The organism is Paenibacillus sp. FSL K6-1558 (assembly GCF_038002565.1).
GTDB lineage: Bacteria > Bacillota > Bacilli > Paenibacillales > Paenibacillaceae > Paenibacillus > Paenibacillus polysaccharolyticus.
Map to the genome: position 1 here is coordinate 2,373,689 of NZ_JBBOCV010000001.1, position 20,109 is coordinate 2,393,797.

Genomic DNA, 20,109 nt, shown 5'->3' on the forward strand with positions numbered 1-20,109 from the left:
TTAAGCCTCACCCAATCCACGTGAACCAATCTTCAGCGCAATCGGTCCAAGAGCTTCTTTTTGCCGCTCGATCATTTCCAAAATTCCCTGTTCGCCAAGTTCCAGCATCGCGTTCAATTCACGGCGGTCAAAGGGTGCTTCCTCACCTGTTCCCTGAAGCTCCACGTATTTCCCGCTGCCCGTCATCACCAGATTCATGTCCACTTTGGCTTTGGAATCCTCATCATAATTCAGATCCAGTACCGGCTGTTCTCCGACAACACCTACGCTCACGGAAGCAAGGAAATCCGTGATCGGGAACACCTGCAGTTTATGTTGCTGCGCAATTTTGTTCACAGCGAGCGCCAGTGCCACAAATGAACCGGTAATGGATGTTGTGCGTGTGCCTCCATCTGCCTGAATGACATCACAATCCAGCGTAATGGTACGCTCCCCAAGTGCCTGCAAGTTCACTACCGAACGAAGAGCTCGGCCGATCAGTCGTTGAATCTCCATCGTGCGTCCTGTCAGCTTGCCGCGATTCGCTTCACGCTGGTTTCGAGTATGAGTAGCACGCGGAAGCATAGAGTATTCCGCTGTAACCCAGCCTTTGCCCTGTCCTTTCATAAAAGGCGGAACACGTTCCTCCACCGTTGCCGTACAGATTACCTTTGTATCACCGACTTCAATCAATACAGAGCCCTCGGCGTATTTATTCGTGTTAATTGTTAAATTCATCGGGCGTAGCTGTTCGCTAGTTCGTCCGTTAGATCTCATATTTTCTGCCTCCTACGACTTAAGCATCCTGTAATGTTGAACTTCTTCTCTCTTACAGCCATCCTTTATATTTTACCAAAGAGTTCAGTTAAAAGCACCCTCGGGGCTCTCTTATCTGTTAAATCGGAATTTCGTTAATGTATTCTGGCTTGGACACCGGCGCACTGTAATCCCGGTTATCATCACCTTTGACCGTTTTCTGCCCGTTCCATTCAATCTGCACTTTGGCGTCTTTGCTGGCTGTATTCTCCGCGGTTGTCAGGACAACGGACTGTAACAACTCACTAGGTACCATATCCCCTTCTGTAAACATATCATCCTTCAGCGCAACCGTTACCGTGCCATCCTCAGACGTCTTAACGGACTGTAATTCCGTTCCACCTGTCATCACTTCTTCCAGTTCTCCATCCTTGGCTGGTCCCTTGATCAACTCGTTTAAAGCGGCCTGAACGCGGTCTCCACTTGGAGCCACTAGCCGTGTAACTGGAACATAATATTGCACACCAGCAGGAGAAGCGGCTGAAAAATAAACCGTCACAGGACTGCTGTTCGTGGTGAAGGACTCACCTAAATCCAGATTAATGCCTACCGCGCGATTCAACGGCTCCGGAAGGGGTGTACTATTGACAGGCATTTGACTCAGCTTTTTGCCATCCACCCAAATCTGTACATGGTTTACCTCAGGCGTTCCTGTGAGCGTCCACGTTACGGCTTCCAGCATTTTACGCTCATCTTTGGCATCATATTTGGCAAAGTTACCCGAGAACTCGACAACAGCCAGCTTGTCATCCGAGTGAATGGTTACATTCTGCACTACCGTTCCCTGTGGCAATACACCCTTGAAGCCTTCAGGTAACATTCCAGCATATGCTCCGCCTGTAACCAAAGTATCCAGAGCTGTCTTCGGGCTACTTACATCGGTTCCGGATGGAAGGGTTAACGAGACTGGAGCGAGCATCCCTTGCTGGTCCTGTAAATACACCGTCGTGAGCGGAAGCGTTGCGAGCTTTCCATTACTTTCAGCAGCCTGAATCATAGCGGCTTCCTGAATACGTGGCGGCGGATCAATCGCTTCTGAAGATTGGGCACCGAACATTCCACAACCAGATAATACGACAGGAATGCCAAGCAAAGCCGCTGCCGAAGCCTTACGTAAAGATGGGATTTTTCTCATGATTCACGTTCCCCCTTATCATTTTTACAGTTTGTACTACCATGTATACGAGCCTTCGTTCAAAAAATAACTACTTTTTGCACAAGCTCCTGCTCAATCTGGCAATCTTCATGTGATACCAACATAAAAGCAACGCGATACGGTTAATAACGTATGTAAGTAAGATGTATGCAATCATCAATATATAAGTTGAACGATTCTTTTACACGTTAACGGAGAGGACAGAAAAAACCTGAAGAAGCGAAGCGTTCGCCTTTATCAGCGGATTTTCACCTTGATAAAAGGTAATTAAAAAATCTGCGGATAACAGCGATCGGAAGGTTCTGCTGTCATCGGAGTGTTCCCGTGTAAACCTCTTCGTTCAATTTATATTTACACCAGAGGAGGATTCGCCCATGGAACATCCGGAGCAGGAAAAAATCCCTTACAGTCTGAATAGCCGCAAAGTTGCTGAAGCAACAAGGGAATGGTTACACAAACGGGGCGTCACGATCCCTGAGATCGCAGAACTGGTCATGTTGCTTCAGAAAAAGTACTATCCTGGACTGACGATGGAAGAATGCATCGAGAACGTGGAGATGGTTTTGAAAAAACGTGAGGTTCAGAATGCTGTCCTGACAGGTATCCAGCTTGATCTGCTGGCAGAACAAGGACAACTGATCTCTCCTTTGCAAGAGATGATTGAGAACGATGAAGGACTGTATGGCGTAGATGAAATTCTCGCCTTCTCGATTGTGAATGTATATGGCAGTATCGGATTTACCAATTACGGTTATGTGGACAAGCTGAAACCTGGGGTATTGGAACGTCTCAATGACAAAAGCCTGGGACCTGTGCATACGTTCTTCGACGATATTGTCGGGGCCATCGCTTCAGCCGCGAGTAGCCGGATTGCTCACCGCAAACAATCCGAGATGGAAGAGGCACTCGGAGAAAAGCCAGTCAGCGACGACAAGATTTAGTTTTAGATGGGTAGTCGAAGAAAAACGAGTCAAAAAAGCGGCCAGTGCAGGCCGCTTCTCTATTTCATATGGCTAATTCATGTTGCAACACCTATTTGAGTTGCTCTTGCCCCAAAGGCACAGCCAATCCGTAGGTTTCTGCCCATTTTCTATCTTTCATCGATTCTGATTCAGTCCGTTTGGGTCCAATCGTGATCTCCGGTCCTTTTCGCTCTCGCATCAGACCACGCAATACCGTGATACCAACAATGCTGATTCCGGTAAATACATACATCAGACGCATGATCACGTGACCCGAATCACTTCCCGTTACCATGCCATGGATCATTAACCCGGCAAATACCGGATAGGATAACATGTGGATCATAAACCACCATTTGCGCCCCAGCTTGGTGCGTAGATCACTGGACAATAACACGATCAGCAAGCCGTAGAAAGCTAGCGTGCCCAGCCCCGTGCCAATCGGGTGCACTGACGCTGTAAAAGGAATCAACAGTTCTCTCCAGGTAAACGGGCTGTAGCGATCAATAACCAATGTGAGTGCATGTGTGATGCCAAGTCCAAAAGCAAGCCAAGTTGTTCGTGTATGCCACTCAAACATGACAGCTTTGGGTCTCCCCTTGGCGATAGGCATCCCTTGAGCAATGCCTAGAAATACACCAGCAAAAAGCAGTACATATGCAGCTATCCCACTTATACGAATGATATTCCACGTTGGCAGGTAATCTACAATCCACTGTGCCATAACCGGTTCCCCCAAATCTATAAGACTTGTTCCCGTTCCTATTCGATCAAGCTAAAACGATGATCCGGGTCGAAGCCAGGCCAGCGCTCAGCAAGTGTTGATGAATTTCCTCTAAAATAAACGTTTGCCTCTCGAGTGATCCAAAGAACATCATGTCGGTCATAATGTCGATTAAGCCAGTTCACTGCTTCCGCACTTCCCAAGATTGATACAGTCTTGGCTATAATTTCGCACTGCGAAGCATGCTGACCAACGACGGTACATTGTAAAATGTCTGTGTCCGCCGGTTTCATCGTCCGGGGATCGATAAGATGATGTGCTGTGTAACCCTTGTCATCTTGCCACTGTCTACGTGTAATCCCTGATGTGGCGACAGCCCCTTGTTGTAGGCGTACCGCCCCCGACACATCTTGCATCTGTGGAAACGGACTGGTTACCTCCAGCGTCCAATGAGGATGGTCTGTTGTACCCCATACCTGAATGTCACCGCCTGCATTAATCATTCCCGCAGGAATGTTCATTCTCTTCTGTAGCCAGTCCGCGATACGTTCTACAGCCCAGCCTTTTACAATACCGCCAAGATCCAGCTCCGTTCCCGGGTCGAGATGCACCATCCGGCTCCCTTCCCGCTGTATCCAGCTTGGACGACTGTAGTCATATGGATCTTCCCTCATGCCAGCGGCTTCCGACTTTAATATAGGTAATAGACGCTCCAGCAAAGGCCGCTGGGATGCTCGCTGATGTATCTTTTCAAAGCTTGTATCATATCCCGATGAACGAAGAGCTTTCATGATGCCGGGTTGGAAGATGCCTTCCGTTTGTCCGATATATCCATATGCTAAGCTGAGCACCTCATCCATCGCAGCCGAGACAGAGATCCATCCTTGACTCTCATTCAGACGAGTTAATTCACTGTCAACCACGAAACGGCTAAAACGCTGCTCCTGTGTTTCGAACCAGTTTTTGACGAGGGAGGCGGCGTGTTCCGCCTGTTCTCTATCTGCCAGAAACTGCACTTCTACCTTCGTGTTCATCGCGTGAAAATAAAATCGGAGGGGACGTACAGCCTGCTCTGTGCGGCTCATGATGCACCTGTGCGTGACTGATAATTGCCATGATTGCTTTCAGAGCCCGAGCGCAGCGAATTGGCCTGATTCTGATTTGACCCAACCGAGTATCCGTCTGTACCCCAATTGTACTGACCCGTACCGTCTGGAGACCATTCATCCATCACATCGTCACGTGAATCCACCCGTGTGGAAGCTGTTATTCCAGTGTCTGTCCCATTCGCCGCCGCATAAGCGACGTCAAATGCATCCGAGGTTCTTACATATTGAAAGAGTGCAGCCACAGTTAATGTAGCCGCAGCCGAAGCTTGCCATTTCCGCCATTGGTTCCGTTTACGTCTTGTCATCGCTTATCCCTGCTTTCCATAGCGAAGTTCATAGTTGTATGATAGGCTCCCTGGCTTAAAAGAAGCTGAATAAACGGTTAACCGCGCCTAAAGCTTTTTGTTTTTTCTCACAAAAAAAGCCCCGAACAGGTAAATCCTGCTCAGGGATAGGGATAAGATCACTATTGAAAAAAAGCTATTAATATCTGTGCCAACTGTGTTTATATGCAACCTATGACTACTAGCTAGTTAAATGTTGAAAATAAATGATTCCGTCAGCCTGTTGTACCTGTCCCGCCAAACCACGCCGAGTTAATTCCTGCAGATGCGCCAGTGTTTCGCTCATGGCAAAACGTAATTGATGTATTCCAAGCCGATCACCAAACAAATGCAAGCAGATATCATATGCATGAGCAGGGCCTTCCTGCATACGTTCCGTCAGTTTGCCCAGACGCTCTTCATGGTGAGCAAGCAATTCGGCGGTGCGTTCCGTAAAACGGGTAAACGGATTTCGATGACCCGGATATGCACGTTCCACTGTAAAAGTGCTTAGACGCCGCAATCCGTCCATGTATGACAGTAGAGGTTCTGTATCACTGCCCGGTTGCAAACTGATATTGGGCGAAATTTGGGGTAAAACAGCATCTCCGCACAAAATCTCTCTTGATTCAGGAGCATAAAATGAGAGATGACCCGGGGCATGTCCGCCCGTTTCCACAGCGGTCCATGCTTTTCCACCCATATGCACGGTTTCACCATCTGCAACGATGGTTACCTCCGGAAGCGGTGTAATTTGTGAGATAAATGTTTTCATATGTTCCTTAATCTCAACCGTTTTTTGTTGCGGCATACCATGAAGCAGGTAATACTCCGGCAGTCTCTCTTCAATGCTCGCCCCGGTTCCCCACATAAAATCTGTCTCCTGGCGGGAGCGTGCTGACATTAACACGGGTGCACCCGACATCTGCTGCATCCAGCCGGACAATCCCAGATGATCAGGATGATGATGGGTCAGTAAAATCTGATGAATATGTTGAAAGGTCAAGCCGAGTCCGGCCAACGCTTCATGCCACTCCTGCTCCGTCTCCGCGGTACGCGGTCCTGGATCAATAATGCTGACCTCGCCATCCTGTTCGGTTAAAATATAACTGTTTACCCATCGAAGTGGAAAAGACATCGTGATCTGAATACGGTGCATTCCCTCTGGCATAGATAACGATTCGGTTCTTGTACGTTTCATGGTCTTTCCCCTCTCTCGAGTCAATTAGTCAGTAGGACGATGTCCTACAAAGATCATGCGCGGCGAAGTCTGCTCGTCATACTTCTCTTCATCGTATCCCCCGTGAACCTGATCAACCTGAAGATCTGCATCCTCCAGCATTCCACTCAGTTGCTCACGCGAGTAAAGCTTGACACTTTCCTTATAGATTCGCGGTTCAGTCCCGGCAGAGATGTCCGTAATATGTATTTCCTTTTGCACAAACCCGTCTCGTATCCTGCGATATTCCTCAATCCGTTGCCCTTCATCTCCACGAACAGAGTGCTGTACCAGATGTTTTTGCACGTAGGCTGTATTGATAAAATCAAGAATGAAACTGCCTTCCGGTTTCAACATTCGATGAATGGCACGCAGAACCTTCAATTGTTCAATATCCTCGGGGAAGTATCCAAACGAAGTGAACAGGTTAACTACAGCATCGAATCCACCGCCAAGAGGGATTTTGCGCATGTCGGCATGACACCATCTAACCCGATGATCGGCATCCAGTTCTCTGGCTTCACGCAGAAGCACATCGGACAAGTCTACTCCCGTCACCTGGAAGCCAGCGTCCGCAAGCGCAAGAGAATGCCTGCCCATCCCGCAGCAGAGATCGAGCACTTCTGCACGAGGGCGAAGCTTCAACCAGTTAATCATCTTATGTACTTCCTCATAAGCACCATGCACATCCCGGTGTTTGTATACGAGCAGATAATCTTCGCCAAAACTCTTTTCGTACCATGCCGTCATGTCAATCTTCGCCCTCCGTATCATAAGTTATCCTTATCCTTATCCGCATTGAGCAGATTTTGCTGGCTAGAACACTCCGCGCTAAGCTAAAACTAGTGTCTGTTTTGAATCATTTCAAATTATTGTAACGCTTTAGTACCCAAACTCAAAATGATCGTCTGCCACCCTCATTGAACGCCTCTACAACGCAAGATATAATGTTAGACATATCATGCTCCTACGAATCGGTTAAATACATACAACAGGAGGTGTTCTTATGATTCGTATCGGACTTACGGGATGGGGCGATCAGGAAGACCTCTATCCAAACCGTACCCAAGCGAAGGACAAGCTTCGTCTGTACGGACAATATTTTTCCACGGTGGAGGTAGACAGTTCCTTCTACGCCGTGCAACCTCGCGACCGGATGGCCCGCTGGGCTTCGGAGACTCCTGAATCATTTTCATTTATCGTGAAAGCCTATCAGGGAATGACGGGACATCTACGTGGCAAGCCGTATTTTACCAGCACGTCCGAGATGTACAAAGCTTTTCGTGAATCGCTTGAACCTGTGATCGAAGCAGGCAAGATGCAGGCTGCCTTGTTTCAATATCCGCCTTGGTTTGAGTGCAACCGGGACAACGTCAATGAACTACGGGAAGTAAAGCTCCGTATGGAGGGCATTCCATGTGTAATTGAATTTCGTCACCAAAGCTGGTATGCGGACAACATGCGTGAGCGCACGCTTCATTTTCTTAAAGAGCAAGGATGGATTCACAGCGTCTGTGATGAACCACAGGCAGGGCCAGGTTCTATTCCCATTGTGCCCGTCGCAACGGATTCCCGGATGACACTCGTTCGCATGCATGGACGCAACGTATCCGGCTGGCAGCAAAACGGCGCACCAAATTGGCGTGAGACACGTTATCTGTATCGCTACAACGAACAGGAGTTGTCGGAATGGAAAGTTTATCTGGAACAGCTGCAGGAGCAGAGTGAAGATGTGTTTGTTATTTTTAACAATAACTCTGCCGGAGATGCAGCAACCAACGCCCAGATGATGATGGAACTGCTAGGTCAGCCTATCAAACCATTTCCCGACCGCACCGAGCCGGAGAAGGAAGAAGGCCCTGAGCAACTGGAGTTGTTTTAAACAGAAAAGAAAGACAGTACATTGGGACTCACCTATAGTTAAATCAGTTAGTGTTCATATCAGAACTCAAATATTTAAAATAAACAACCTAAAAAGGTGCCTCTGTTGAGACACCTTTCCCTGGCTCCCATACAACGAAACGTATGAACGCCAATGACCTGTTAACTATACAAAGGCTCATTATCCCAAACACTGATGTACCGAAAGGATCTAACCTTCAAAACCTGAGCGGAATACTTCTTTTCCTTTTGCATTGAAAATAACATAATGACTCTTCTTTCCTACCGGAACCCCGCTGTACATTCCGTCACCAAGGTAGTTTACCATGGAATAGGCTGGAAATATCCGTTTGCCCGTTTTAATATTGATTGATGCCGAGATTGAACCATCCTTAGCTTTTAATGCATATTGAACTGTTGCGATCGGATCAATGTCGTGATAATAGTCGGTGCGATCAAGATCAATCATTTCGTATTTCACATCCATCACGATGTTCCCTCGACTATCCACAATCCCATAGCTTTTATTTAACTTTACTCGGTATAGTGGATTTTTTGTTGTCAATTTCTCAATCTGGTTATTCATGTAATTCGTTCGCTCAATAAGTGGAATCATTTCATCGTATTTCGCAGCTAGTATGGATTCACCACGAGTTCCGATCAATCCATACTTACCATTCTTACGAATGACAGCACTTCCCGCTTGAAACAGATTGGCCTCTTCGTACTGAGCGGGTATTTTAATGTCTCCATTCTTTGAAACATATCCCCATTTTTGATTAACTTTCACAGCCGCCAGATCTTCTGAAAAAGCCTGCATATCTGTATAACTGGACTTAAATAGTAGGGTTTGATCCTTTTTATAAAAAGCCCATCCGGAACTTTCATCTTTCATATCTCTTACCGCGTAACTTCCATCTTCTGAAAGAATAACCTTTTGTTCACTTTGAGGTTCTACAATCATACGCCCGGATACATCCACGATGCCTTCGCCATTTTGCTTTATTTTCCAAAGTCCACTCTGTGGCTCGCCTAACTTGGAATAATATTCATTGAACGAAACAATTAAGCCATCTTGCCTAACAATAGCGCTATGGTTATCGCGGCGGAGCCCCCAATCTAACGTATTACCTGTAAATTCAAGTTTGTTTTTGAACTCTGCAGGTACCACGAGCTGCCCCTTATAATTCATACTTCCCCACAACCCATCGATCTTTACAGGAAATACCCCGGATTTACGATAATCTATTCTATAATCCATCTCTTCGATGTTAAATGTCGTTAGTAATTTCCCTTTGGTATTGATTAATGCCCACTTACCATTCTTTTTCACCATTGCGACTTGATTGTAAAAGCTTGTTCCCTCTTCATATGTAGGAGAAATAACAAATTTGCCTTTCGTATTCATGTAACCAATCTTCCCATTTTTCTTAGCGATGGCGAGCCCATAATCAAACCAACCAATATATTCAATGCTTTTGTCCTGAAATATCACTTTACCTTTATTATTTATTAACTGATTTCTATTTACGACTGCTACACCCTGGTTGAACGCATCTCTTGCTAATTGAAACTGTGGCTTAATAACAAATTTCCCTTCGTAATTGATGAATCCCCACTGCCAGTTTTGACGAACCGGGATGAGTCCATTATCTGCTCGGTCAGTGAACCACAGATGGCTCAATCCCACATGTTCCTGCGCCTTGTCCCACTCATGATAAACTGGCTCGTTTGCTGCTAGCGCAACCCTCGGTATCATAAGTACTGACGCAATGAGTACCAAGAATGAAATGCCCAGAATTGTAGTGAATCTCTGATATGCTGGTCTTTTCTTCAACACTATTCCTCCATATAAAAGTAATGTTCTTACTCTTTTATTAATACATAAGTAAAAAGAACTATCAATATGGGAATCCAGCATTAGGAAGCATTTTTTTAACCAATGTTTTATTAACATGGCAAAATGGATTACAATAGATTGAAAGCAGATTTGAAGGAGGCCTTTTTCAATGAACGAACAAGCATATTTTGAGCAAAACCGGGACAAACATTTGGCAGAACTGAACGAGTGGTTATCCATTCCGAGTATTTCCGCCATTTCTGAGCATAAAGAAGACATTCAACGTGCGGCACAATGGGCAGCGGATGCACTTACACGTGCGGGTATGGAAAATGTCGAGATTATCCAAACAGCTGGTCATCCCATTGTTTATGCAGACCACCTGCACGCACCGGGCAAACCAACAGCCCTGATCTATGGACACTATGATGTACAACCTGTTGATCCGCTAAATCTGTGGGAGACACCACCTTTCGAACCCACGATTCGTGACGGGAAGCTGTATGCTCGGGGTGCAACGGATGATAAAGGACAAATTTTTATACATATCAAAGCCGTTGAAGCACTGATTGCGGAAAATAAAGAGTTGCCGATCAACATCAAATTCTGCATCGAAGGCGAAGAGGAAATCTCCAGCCCGAACCTGCCAATCTATCTCAACGATAATACGGACAAACTGAGAGCAGACATGGTGTTAATCTCGGATACATCTCTTTTGGAAAAAGGAAAACCTGCCATCTCCACGGGCCTGCGCGGCCTGTGCTCGATGCATGTGGATCTGTTCACCGCCAATACCGACCTGCACTCCGGTTCCTTCGGTGGCGGTGTACCGAATGCGCTTCATGCCCTCGTCTCCCTGCTGGCATCTTTGCACGATGAGCAAGGCCGCGTGAGCGTGGATGGATTCTATGACGGCGTTCTACCGTTGTCTCCTGAGATGAGAGAAGAATTCGTGAAGCAAGGCTTCAATGAAGAACAGCTTCGTCAAGATCTTGGACTGGAGCAATTGTATGGCGAAGAAGGGTATTCCTTTGTGGAACGTGTCGGGGCGCGCCCAACCCTCGAATTGAACGGCGTATGGGGCGGTTTCCAGGGCGAAGGCAGTAAAACCGTTATTCCAAAAGAAGCTCACGCTAAAATCACTTGCCGTCTTGTCGCTGACCAAGATCCGCAACATGTGCTTGATTCGATTGAAGCTCACCTGCGTGCTCATGTACAACCAGGGGCGACATTGCAGATCAAACAGATTGAGAAGGCTTTTGCGTTCAATACCGATCCGACCGATCCGATCCTGCAAAAAGCCGCAGACGCTTACGAAAAAGTATATGGCGTGCGTGCTCTCTTCACCAAAGATGGCGGCTCCATTCCAATCGTTGAGAAGCTTTCCCGCGTGCTTGGCGTGCCTGCCGTGATGATGGGCTTTGGTCTGCCAGATGAAAATCTGCATGCACCAAACGAGCACTTTAATCTGGAGAACTTTGATAAAGGGTTGCTGACGGTCGTGGAATTTATGAAAAGCTTGGCTTAAAGGTTAAAACGAATATGGGGCGCGCTTGTGGAGACGTTCCGGTGGCGAATCGTTCTTTCGATCGCTGTTATTCCCAGATTTCTTTGTTTCCCTTTCCGAAGGGAGAAATCCGGGAATAAAGGCGAGCGCTTCGCTTCTTCAGAATCGATTTCGCCCCCTCCACTACGTTATGCGCGTTCCTATAAGTCGTTTTAAAAACGTAATCTAGCTTTTTCGGGGATGAGCACAATAACACAGGGCGCGCTTGTGGAGACGTTCCAGTGGCGAATCGTTCTTTCGATCGCTGTTATTCCCAGATTTCTTTGATCCCTTTTCCGAAGGGAGAAATCCGGGAATAAAGGCGAGCGCTTCGCTTCTTCAGAATCGATTTCGCCCCCCCACTACGTTATGCGCGTTCCTATAAGTCGTTTTAAAAACGTAATCTAGCTTTTTCGGGGATGAGCACAATAACACAGGGCGCGCTTGTGGAGGCGCTCCGGTGGCGAATCGTTCTTTCGATCGCTGTTATTGCCAGATTTCTTTGTTTCCCTTTTCGAAGGGAGAAATCCGGGAATAAAGGCGAGCGCTTCGCTTCTTCAGAATCGATTTCGCCCCTCCACTACGTTATTCGCGTTCCTATAAGTCGTTTTAAAAACGTAATCTAGCTTTTTCGGGGATGAGCACAATAACACAGGGCGCGCTTGTGGAGGCGCTCCGGTGGCGAACCGTTCTTTTGATCGCTGTTATTCTCGTTTCAATAATGTAATAACGTAAAAACGATGGCCTAAACGGTCATCGTTTTTTTATTTTCTGTATTTTGCAGTGATCATTGCAATACCATATTTAGGTAAAATGTGGTAGCCTTCTTATGTACGTTTTCAGTAGTAAACTCAAGTCGTATGATGACCACAATCTGAATGATGAGGTGAACGGTAATGTCTGCTTCCCATTTGACCAAAACCGCGCTGGCTCATTCGCTTAAATGCCTGATGGAACACACGCCGCTCAATAAAATTACAGTGAAGCATCTGGTGGATGGCTGCGGTGTAAACCGGCAAACGTTTTATTATCATTTTCAGGATATCTACGCCCTGCTTGGTTGGATTTACGAAACGGAAGCGGTGGAAAGCATCCATGAATACCGCAGTTATGATACGTGGACAGAAGGGTTCTACAAAATTTTCTGTTACATCGAAAATAATAAGGCTTTTTGCTGCAATACCCTTGAATCCCTTGGACGTTCTCATCTGGATGGTTATCTCTATCAAGTGACGCATGATCTGATTATGGGTGTCATTGATGAGCTTGCTTGCGGAGTCAAGGTTCGCGGAGAGGATAAAGAATTTATTGCTAATTTCTATACACTGGCTTTCACGGGTCTCATTATCCAATGGATGCGGAATGACATGAAAGAACCACCCAAACACATCATCGACAAGTTGAGTGAACTGATTGAAGGAAATGTAGTCAGAGCACTGCATAAGTATGAGCATAAGTATCAGCACTGATTAAAGGATAAAGAACTAATAGGAATGTAGATAAGGCTCATAACAAGCGGCCATCCCGTTAAGGATGTGCGGCTTGTTTTTCTATGATCGCAGATAGCATCAAGTCATCGCTCGATCTACTGACCTAAAACTAGACATTTTTCCAAAAGTGACTAAAAAAAAGACAGCTATCTTCTTTTGCTCATACCTTCTTTCCCGGTGCAGGTTTACATTGGAAATGTGAAGAATACACCATCTTTTGGAGGCGATTGATCGTGAAAAAAGAACATGGCTCTAAACAGGTTTATTTTGTCGGCGGCGGTATTGCTTCTCTCGCGGGAGCAACTTATTTGGTCAGAGACTGTGATTTCCCTGGAGAGAATATTCACATCATTGAGGAGATGCCGATTCTCGGGGGCAGCAATGACGGTGCAGGTAATCCGGAACAAGGTTACGTCATTCGCGGTGGACGGATGCTCAATGATGAGGCATATGAAAATCTATGGGAGCTGCTGGAGACCATCCCTTCTATTGAACAGCCGGGTATATCGGTCAGAGAAGAAATTACGGCCTTTGACAACGCTAACCCCACACATTCCAATGCACGGTTAATTAACCGTGATGGTCAGGTCGAAGACGTGTTGTCCATGGGGTTCGATATGGCCGATCGGCTGGCGATGGGCAAACTCATCATTACTCCTGAAGACACGCTGGGTAAATTGCGAATCAACGACTGGTTTGCACCCCACTTTTTCCAAACGAACTTCTGGTACATGTGGGCAACGACGTTTGCCTTTCAGCCTTGGCACAGTGCGGTGGAGTTCAAACGATATATGCTTCGCTTTTTTCATGAATTTCCACGAATTCAAACGCTCGAAGGGGTTACACGTACCCCCTACAACCAATATGATTCCATTATTCTGCCGTTGCATCGATATTTGGAGCCGTACGGCGTAGATTTCACGTTGAAATGCACCGTTACGGATTTGGACTTCAAAGAGGGCGACGGAATTACGGTCACAGGTATGCATGTGCGGCGGAACGGTGCCCAGGAAGTGATCGACATTCATGAGGGTGATCTGGTCATTGTTACGAACGGCTCGATGACGGAAGGTGCTGACCTTGGTTCGATGACTTCCGCTCCCACACTGAATGGCAAAGGTAGCTCTTGGAAGCTGTGGGAGAACATTGCGGCGAAAAAACCGATGCTGGGCAACCCTTCTTCGTTCGATGATCATATCGATGAATCCAAATGGGAATCATTCACCGTCACTTTCCAGGATTCCGTTTTCTTTGATCTGATGGAAAAATTCACACGCAATCGCGCGGGTACTGGTGCCCTTGTTACATTCAAAGATTCGAGCTGGTTCATGTCAGTGGTGTTGGCCTTCCAGCCGCATTTCCGGAATCAGCCTGAACATGTCAAAGTCTTCTGGGGCTATGGGTTATACCCTGACAACGTAGGGGATTTTGTGAAAAAAAGAATGTGTGATTGTACCGGTGAAGAGATTATGCAAGAATTGATCGGCCATCTTCATTTTCAGGAGCACCAAGAGGAGATCATGGCTACAGCCAACTGTATCCCTTGTATGATGCCGTATATCACCGCACAATTCATGCCAAGGCTGAACAGTGACCGCCCTCAAGTCGTGCCGGAAGGTTCAACGAATCTGGCATTTATCAGTCAATTCTGCGAGATTCCTGATGATGTCGTGTTCACGGAGGAATATTCGGTACGCGCCGCACGCATCGCGGTCTACACCTTACTTGGCATCAACCGTCCGGTTGAGCCGATCCATCAATATCAATACGACGTGCGGACGCTGTTCAGCAGTTTCGTGACTTCGTTTAGATAGTAATTGAATAGTTAACTAACTTGAAGCCCAGATTTGATGTAATGTGATTTGAGTCATATCTATGAATGTTAATATAGAAAAAATCAAATGAAACTATTAAAAGAGCCCTGTGAGATCTAAAATGTACCCTTGATAAAAGACATTTTAATTCTTGGACAGGACTCTTTTTTGCGGATGTATCTTTTGTAAAACTATAAAGTATGTAAGAACAAAACCCATAAATAGAAGTGTCAATGCTAGGCATAACCCCTTCGCGAGAGCACCAAACAAAAAAACAAAGAGCAAACCAAAAAACATAGACAAAAAATAGCTACTTGATGCTCTAACGATCACCAGAAACCTTATTTCACACTTTTAGAGACTTCTAAAAAACTAACGATCACCAGGGAGCTTATTTGAGATGAAACGCCTCTTTTGCATCCCAAAACTGCTCATTTACATGAAATAGCGTTTCTGGTGATCGTTAGAATGGAGAACACTGCAAAATATGGAAAATAAGCTCCCTCAGGATCGTTAGAGCTTCAAGCATAATTGTCACAGTCTGACTCGCTACTCGCTACTTGCCGCAACGGTTTAAAGTGTGAACTCTGCGCATTGCGTTCAGCTCCCAGCACGAGTGCCCTGCTTCATGACGAGGTGGTCAGCCAAAAATAAGCATAATTCGATACTTCTTCGACATATTTGGGTTATTACTTCGTTCCCCACCCTACTGTTCGTCAGGATAAAGTTACAGGCAGGCCTCCATCCATCTATCCATTCTTGACCAACTCTGTCTTTACTTTAACTTTACGGGCGAAACGTAGTAAATTTCAGCATGTGCACCTGCTTGGAGAAATGAGCGATCTCCTGATCTACCCCTCTCGTATCAGTTCCCGCCATTGCCTGATTAGCTCGTAGCGTTCTGCGCGTATTTAACATACCTTCGATGAGTTTCATGACCGTATTGCGTCCACGATGATCCACAATCATGTATTTTTTACGCTCATCCAGTTCAATCCATACGATGTTATTAAAGGTTGTGAACAGATGTTTGCGGTACTGTTCCATATCCGTCTCATTGTAATGCTCACCATAAAAAGCATAATATCCGTGAATGTGCAGCTTCTCCGCCAGCACGGGGATAAACGGATCATGTTCCAGCATGGCGTTACGTTCCATGATTCATGCCTCCGTTGATGATCCGCAGATCTCATTTTTGAGATCTATTTTAACATATTGTTCAGCGTATTTCCTCTCAACAGCTGATCCTTCTGCCCTTTACCCACACCGTATCAATCTCCAAATCCTCATTCAGCAAAACGATATCTGCCTGTTTCCCCTTCGTCAGGGAACCCGTTCGGTGGTCGATACCCAGCAAACGAGCTGGCGTCAAGCTGGCTGCTCTAGAAGCAGCGATCAGACTAAGCTCTACTTCCTGCACAAGATAACGGAACCCACGAACCATAGTCAACGTGCTTCCTGCCAGAGCGCCGCCTTCTTTCAAACGAGCTTCGCCGTTCTTCACAATAACGGGCAGATCACCGATCTTGTATTCGCCATCTTCCAGCCCTGCCGCTGACATCGCATCGGTAATCAGCACCAGCTGATCGTTGCCTTGTTTCAGTTGAGCAAGGATCGAAATCGCGGCAGGATGCACATGAATACCATCGGCAATGACTTCGGCGCTAATACGCGGGTCACTCAGCACGGCTCCTGCTGTTCCCGGCTCACGGTGGTGTAGCGGTGTCATCGCGTTAAACGTATGCACGGCATGATGCAATCCGGCCTCCACTGCGCGCTGTACGTCATCGTAAGTTGCATCTGTGTGACCGAGCGCAGCCGTTATCCGCTGTTCCCGTAGCCAGGAGATAACCTCCAGTGCACCTTCACGTTCTGGTGCCAACGTCACCTGACGGATGAGACCGGGATATTGCTTTTCCCACCCTTGTAGCCAGCTAACGTCAGGAAGCACGATATGATCCGGATTTTGTGCCCCAGGCCACTTTGGACTAAAAAAAGGTCCCTCCAAATGCACGCCTTCCAGCTGAGCGTACGGCATTTCATCCGAACGGTAGCGATTTACTTCAGCCAAAACATGATCCAGACGTTCCTTCGGAGCCGTCATCGATGTCGCCAGCATCGCGGTCGTCCCCTGTGAACTATGAAATGAAGTGATCTTGTCCAATACGTCAGGACTGGCATCCATGAAATCTTCCCCGTTACCACCATGGACATGGATATCGATAAAACCAGGCACGATTAAGCCTTTCCCTTTGGCAGGAATCGCTCCCGCTTCTTGCCGAAGGGATTCAGGCAGACCTTCCGGTATGCCGGCATATACGATTTTCCCAGCGCGCCAGGCAATCAGACCGTCTTCCAGCAGCTCATCGGCAAGCAATAGTCTGCCGCGGAGCAAAGTTATCTTTTTCTCACCTTCAGCCTCACTGACTTTAGGATTAGTTTCGGTCATCTAACCAGCCTCCCTGCCGCTCGATCCAGCAATACAACCACGTTCGGATGACATTGCAGCAGAGATGCCGGGCAGGATGTGGTAATCGGACCCATGAACGCTTCGCGAATAATCTCCGCTTTCTCTTCTCCACGGGCAATGAGCAGGATCTGTTTTGCTTTTAAAATAGAACCGACCCCCATCGTAATCGCTTGCGCCGGAACTTCCTCGATGCTGTCAAAAAAGCGGGCGTTCGCCTTTCTGGTCTCTTCCTTCAGACCCACCACATGGGTGCGCCCCGTCAATTCCGTTCCAGGTTCATTAAAACCAATATGGCCGTTATGTCCGATCCCGAGCAGTTGCAGATCCACAGGCCCACGATCCTCCAAACGTAGCTCGTAATTCACACATTCTTCCTCCAAATCTACTGCCTCGCCATTCGGCACATTCGTGCGGGATAGATCGATGTCGATATGATTAAACAGCTGCTCATTCATAAAACTGCGGTAACTTTCACGATGCTCTGTAGGTAAACCTACATATTCATCCAAGTTAAAAGAAGAGGCCTGGGCAAAGCTCACTAATCCTTTTTGATACAGCGTAATTAACTGTTTATAAATACCTACAGGTGAACTACCTGTTGCAAGTCCGAGTACGGCACGAGGTTTCGTCTGTAGCAAGCTGGCGATCAAGCCTGCACCTGTCGCGTTCAAATCTTCTTCATTTTCAAAGATACGAATATTCATCTGTCAAGCACCTCCGGTGTGATGGAAACGATAGGACTGCACATTGTGATACGACTGCTCAAGTTTAGGTATAAATTGATCAAAATCTGCACTGACCATGCCTGTGAACAAAATATCAATCACATGTAGCAACGCAATGCGTGAAGCCATGTCCCCGCGCCGCATCCCTTCTTCGAGAGAAGATGTGAAAAGCGGGATATCCGATACGGTAGCGAGTGAATTACTGCCATATGACGTCAGCGAGATGGTGGAAGCTCCAGCCTCTTTGGCACAGGTCAAGGCATCGATCGTCTCTGGTGTTTCACCTGAATACGATACGGCCAGCGCCACATCTCCTTGCCCAAGCGAGGAAGCGGATGTAATCTGCATATGGGAATCGGAAAAGGCAGTACAGCTTTTGCCGATCCGCACCAGCTTCTGATAAAAATCCTGTGTAACAATGGACGAAGTCGCCACGCCGTACAAGTCAATACGCCGGGCCTGGCACAACAGCTGCACCACTTGTTCCAGCCTGCCCAAATCCAGCAACCGTGTGGTATCCGCAATAGATGCGAGATGATTCGCTTCAATCGCCTCGACGATTTTGGATAACGGGTTGCCTGCAACAATATCCTGATAGGCCGTTTCATTCGGTGCGTGCGACAGTTCGGCGGCGAGTTTCATTTTGAGATCGGGGAAACCTTTGAAATGAAATGATTTGCAAAAACGAGTCACGGTCGCCGCGCTTGTCCCGCTCTGTTCAGCCAACTGGTTGATGGTCATGCCCGGTACGTCCGATGGCGATTGAATAATCACCTCGGCGATTCGTCTCTCCTGAGAGGGCAAATTGTGCAATTCTTGCTTCAATGCATGTAAGATGGCTGCCATAAACACCTCTTTAATATGAAAATTATTTTTATTATTTTATATTTTAAAAAGAAAATCATTTTTATATTCTTATTTTAAGCAAGGCGCTCTGGCAAAGCAAGAGGATTTTCGCTGGAGTTGATATAAGTCCATTATGTTAATCAATCAGGCTTAGTCACACCTTCAGTTCATTTGAAGTTTTCACACAGTCTGCTAAAGTTAATCGTATGTAATTTAACAACAACAGAACAAATGGATGAGTCTATATGTGATGATACTTTCAAGGATATAAAAAGGGGAACTGCTCATGAATCGTAGACAGCGTAATAAAATCGTCCCAAACATTTGGATCATTGCCGCCAAGCGTAGTGACACCGACCACAATTATTTTGCCATCTACGCCATTGACTGGAAACGAGGAGCCCGCTTGAGCTGGGAAGGTTGGACACGTTACGAAGATTTTTTGCAATTTCGTGTGCCGGTCAAACGAAAAGTTGAAGGAAGCGCCAACTCATCACAACCTGCCGCTAAAATCGCCAAAAAGGCATTGTTTTTGCATTTAAATGAGGCACAGTATGCTGAATTGGAGCAGTTATTTTATCAGCCTTTTTCGAGAAAAAGATGGAATGATTTTATGAAGGAACATACGCGTAAAGACAAGGTTCAATTGAAGTGTCAAGAGATGGAGGGTGACGCGCTGAACGCTTTATAGTGTACTTGGTAGACATGACATTTGTTAATGAAAGGATGGAGAAAAACGTTAAAGTGTACCACTAAAAAGGAATTTATTCCATTAAGGGTTTAAACGTGTTAACATAATGAAGCATTACTTTTTTACTAGAAAATAGTACATAAGACTCAGGAGGTTGTTATGGGAACCCTATCACAACAGAAAGCGAAAAAGGAAATCAAGAAAGTAGACAGACTTGGCAGAGCAGTAGTATCCTTTATATTTAGTTTTATTGGACTAGCCTCCCTCGCTTTATTTCATAGGGCAATGGAAGCAAATAAGTATAATACAAATGGGAACGGAATAATGATCACAATGGCAATAGTTTTATTGATTAGCGGAACAAGTTTTTTTCTTGGTATAAGCGCAAGACGCTCAACATCGGGAAGAGGCTTGGCTATTGCGGCAATTACTATAAGCTCAATTCCACTGGCTCTAATGCTTTTCTTAATAATAGGTACAATACTTTCAATATTTTTAATGAACTAAGAGACTAACCT

General features: G+C 46.3%; 19 protein-coding genes. 7 read left to right on the plus strand and 12 right to left on the minus strand.

Annotated features, from left to right (window positions below):
* On the minus strand, positions 1-756 hold the full coding sequence (gene rph, locus MHI38_RS10180; RefSeq protein WP_090919178.1) for a ribonuclease PH: 756 nt from the start codon (positions 754-756) through the stop codon (positions 1-3).
* Between the two features lie 118 nt (positions 757-874).
* Complete coding sequence (locus tag MHI38_RS10185; RefSeq protein ID WP_154890984.1) at positions 875-1,930, minus strand: GerMN domain-containing protein; 1,056 nt, start codon at positions 1,928-1,930, stop codon at positions 875-877.
* Between the two features lie 395 nt (positions 1,931-2,325).
* Here MHI38_RS10185 and MHI38_RS10190 point away from each other — a divergent pair, with 395 nt between their 5' ends.
* Positions 2,326-2,892: a phosphatidylglycerophosphatase A family protein gene (locus tag MHI38_RS10190; protein ID WP_090919184.1), complete on the plus strand. Its 567-nt coding sequence runs from the start codon at positions 2,326-2,328 to the stop codon at positions 2,890-2,892.
* Between the two features lie 91 nt (positions 2,893-2,983).
* Here MHI38_RS10190 and MHI38_RS10195 read toward each other — a convergent pair whose 3' ends face one another.
* From MHI38_RS10195 to MHI38_RS10215, 5 genes are all read right to left on the minus strand, one after another.
* A complete protein-coding gene (locus MHI38_RS10195; RefSeq protein ID WP_154890985.1) occupies positions 2,984-3,637 on the minus strand; it encodes a ferric reductase-like transmembrane domain-containing protein in 654 nt (217 codons plus the stop codon).
* A 38-nt stretch (positions 3,638-3,675) separates the two neighbouring features.
* On the minus strand, positions 3,676-4,671 hold the full coding sequence (locus MHI38_RS10200) for an FAD:protein FMN transferase (RefSeq protein WP_308723106.1): 996 nt from the start codon (positions 4,669-4,671) through the stop codon (positions 3,676-3,678).
* A 47-nt stretch (positions 4,672-4,718) separates the two neighbouring features.
* Positions 4,719-5,051 (minus strand): hypothetical protein, encoded by a 333-nt coding sequence (locus MHI38_RS10205; RefSeq protein ID WP_154890987.1) that lies wholly within the window; start codon positions 5,049-5,051, stop codon positions 4,719-4,721.
* A gap of 220 nt (positions 5,052-5,271) precedes the next feature.
* On the minus strand, positions 5,272-6,270 hold the full coding sequence (locus MHI38_RS10210; protein WP_154890988.1) for an MBL fold metallo-hydrolase: 999 nt from the start codon (positions 6,268-6,270) through the stop codon (positions 5,272-5,274).
* Positions 6,271-6,294: 24 nt separating this feature from the next.
* Positions 6,295-7,038 (minus strand): class I SAM-dependent methyltransferase, encoded by a 744-nt coding sequence (locus MHI38_RS10215; RefSeq protein WP_154890989.1) that lies wholly within the window; start codon positions 7,036-7,038, stop codon positions 6,295-6,297.
* Positions 7,039-7,294: 256 nt separating this feature from the next.
* On the opposite strand from MHI38_RS10215, the gene MHI38_RS10220 reads away from it, so the two are divergent.
* Positions 7,295-8,170, plus strand: a complete 876-nt coding sequence (locus tag MHI38_RS10220; protein WP_341181231.1) for a DUF72 domain-containing protein — start codon at positions 7,295-7,297, stop codon at positions 8,168-8,170.
* A 210-nt stretch (positions 8,171-8,380) separates the two neighbouring features.
* On the opposite strand, the gene MHI38_RS10225 is transcribed toward MHI38_RS10220, so the two are convergent.
* On the minus strand, positions 8,381-10,006 hold the full coding sequence (locus MHI38_RS10225) for a WG repeat-containing protein (RefSeq protein ID WP_186809757.1): 1,626 nt from the start codon (positions 10,004-10,006) through the stop codon (positions 8,381-8,383).
* A 172-nt stretch (positions 10,007-10,178) separates the two neighbouring features.
* On the opposite strand from MHI38_RS10225, the gene MHI38_RS10230 reads away from it, so the two are divergent.
* From MHI38_RS10230 to MHI38_RS10240, 3 genes are all read left to right on the plus strand, one after another.
* Complete coding sequence (locus tag MHI38_RS10230) at positions 10,179-11,537, plus strand: dipeptidase (RefSeq protein ID WP_154890992.1); 1,359 nt, start codon at positions 10,179-10,181, stop codon at positions 11,535-11,537.
* Between the two features lie 914 nt (positions 11,538-12,451).
* Entirely contained in the window at positions 12,452-13,024 is a 573-nt protein-coding gene (locus tag MHI38_RS10235) for a TetR-like C-terminal domain-containing protein (protein ID WP_090919210.1), read from the plus strand.
* A 254-nt stretch (positions 13,025-13,278) separates the two neighbouring features.
* The gene (locus MHI38_RS10240) at positions 13,279-14,859 is read left to right on the plus strand and encodes an oleate hydratase (RefSeq protein WP_341181232.1); all 1,581 of its coding nucleotides are present in this window, start codon (positions 13,279-13,281) and stop codon (positions 14,857-14,859) included.
* Positions 14,860-15,645: 786 nt separating this feature from the next.
* On the opposite strand, the gene MHI38_RS10245 is transcribed toward MHI38_RS10240, so the two are convergent.
* The 4 genes from MHI38_RS10245 to MHI38_RS10260 all read right to left on the minus strand — a co-directional run bounded on the left by MHI38_RS10245 (position 15,646) and on the right by MHI38_RS10260 (position 18,900).
* Complete coding sequence (locus tag MHI38_RS10245; RefSeq protein WP_090919216.1) at positions 15,646-16,017, minus strand: hypothetical protein; 372 nt, start codon at positions 16,015-16,017, stop codon at positions 15,646-15,648.
* 76 nt (positions 16,018-16,093) lie between these two features.
* Complete coding sequence (gene nagA / locus MHI38_RS10250) at positions 16,094-17,308, minus strand: N-acetylglucosamine-6-phosphate deacetylase (protein WP_154890994.1); 1,215 nt, start codon at positions 17,306-17,308, stop codon at positions 16,094-16,096.
* A complete protein-coding gene (gene nagB / locus MHI38_RS10255; protein ID WP_090919223.1) occupies positions 17,305-18,033 on the minus strand; it encodes a glucosamine-6-phosphate deaminase in 729 nt (242 codons plus the stop codon). The genes nagA and nagB overlap by 4 nt, the downstream gene beginning before the upstream one ends.
* A 3-nt stretch (positions 18,034-18,036) precedes the next feature.
* A complete protein-coding gene (locus MHI38_RS10260; RefSeq protein WP_154959632.1) occupies positions 18,037-18,900 on the minus strand; it encodes a MurR/RpiR family transcriptional regulator in 864 nt (287 codons plus the stop codon).
* Between the two features lie 286 nt (positions 18,901-19,186).
* Between MHI38_RS10260 and MHI38_RS10265 the strand changes: the two genes are divergently transcribed.
* Together MHI38_RS10265 and MHI38_RS10270 are read left to right on the plus strand one after the other, a co-directional pair.
* Positions 19,187-19,591, plus strand: a complete 405-nt coding sequence (locus MHI38_RS10265; RefSeq protein ID WP_154890996.1) for a hypothetical protein — start codon at positions 19,187-19,189, stop codon at positions 19,589-19,591.
* Between the two features lie 159 nt (positions 19,592-19,750).
* The gene (locus MHI38_RS10270) at positions 19,751-20,098 is read left to right on the plus strand and encodes a hypothetical protein (RefSeq protein ID WP_154890997.1); all 348 of its coding nucleotides are present in this window, start codon (positions 19,751-19,753) and stop codon (positions 20,096-20,098) included.
* Positions 20,099-20,109 lie beyond the last annotated feature (11 nt).

Coding starts and splice junctions, on each gene's coding strand:
- MHI38_RS10210 (WP_154890988.1), bottom strand. CDS start 6,270: ATGAAACGTACAAGAACCGAATCGTTATCTATGCCAGAGGGAATGCAC.
- MHI38_RS10230 (WP_154890992.1), top strand. CDS start 10,179: ATGAACGAACAAGCATATTTTGAGCAAAACCGGGACAAACATTTGGCA.
- rph (WP_090919178.1), bottom strand. CDS start 756: ATGAGATCTAACGGACGAACTAGCGAACAGCTACGCCCGATGAATTTA.
- MHI38_RS10205 (WP_154890987.1), bottom strand. CDS start 5,051: ATGACAAGACGTAAACGGAACCAATGGCGGAAATGGCAAGCTTCGGCT.
- MHI38_RS10195 (WP_154890985.1), bottom strand. CDS start 3,637: ATGGCACAGTGGATTGTAGATTACCTGCCAACGTGGAATATCATTCGT.
- MHI38_RS10220 (WP_341181231.1), top strand. CDS start 7,295: ATGATTCGTATCGGACTTACGGGATGGGGCGATCAGGAAGACCTCTAT.
- nagB (WP_090919223.1), bottom strand. CDS start 18,033: ATGAATATTCGTATCTTTGAAAATGAAGAAGATTTGAACGCGACAGGT.
- MHI38_RS10200 (WP_308723106.1), bottom strand. CDS start 4,671: ATGAACACGAAGGTAGAAGTGCAGTTTCTGGCAGATAGAGAACAGGCG.
- MHI38_RS10265 (WP_154890996.1), top strand. CDS start 19,187: ATGAATCGTAGACAGCGTAATAAAATCGTCCCAAACATTTGGATCATT.
- nagA (WP_154890994.1), bottom strand. CDS start 17,308: ATGACCGAAACTAATCCTAAAGTCAGTGAGGCTGAAGGTGAGAAAAAG.
- MHI38_RS10185 (WP_154890984.1), bottom strand. CDS start 1,930: ATGAGAAAAATCCCATCTTTACGTAAGGCTTCGGCAGCGGCTTTGCTT.
- MHI38_RS10270 (WP_154890997.1), top strand. CDS start 19,751: ATGGGAACCCTATCACAACAGAAAGCGAAAAAGGAAATCAAGAAAGTA.
- MHI38_RS10190 (WP_090919184.1), top strand. CDS start 2,326: ATGGAACATCCGGAGCAGGAAAAAATCCCTTACAGTCTGAATAGCCGC.
- MHI38_RS10215 (WP_154890989.1), bottom strand. CDS start 7,038: ATGACGGCATGGTACGAAAAGAGTTTTGGCGAAGATTATCTGCTCGTA.
- MHI38_RS10235 (WP_090919210.1), top strand. CDS start 12,452: ATGTCTGCTTCCCATTTGACCAAAACCGCGCTGGCTCATTCGCTTAAA.
- MHI38_RS10245 (WP_090919216.1), bottom strand. CDS start 16,017: ATGGAACGTAACGCCATGCTGGAACATGATCCGTTTATCCCCGTGCTG.
- MHI38_RS10260 (WP_154959632.1), bottom strand. CDS start 18,900: ATGGCAGCCATCTTACATGCATTGAAGCAAGAATTGCACAATTTGCCC.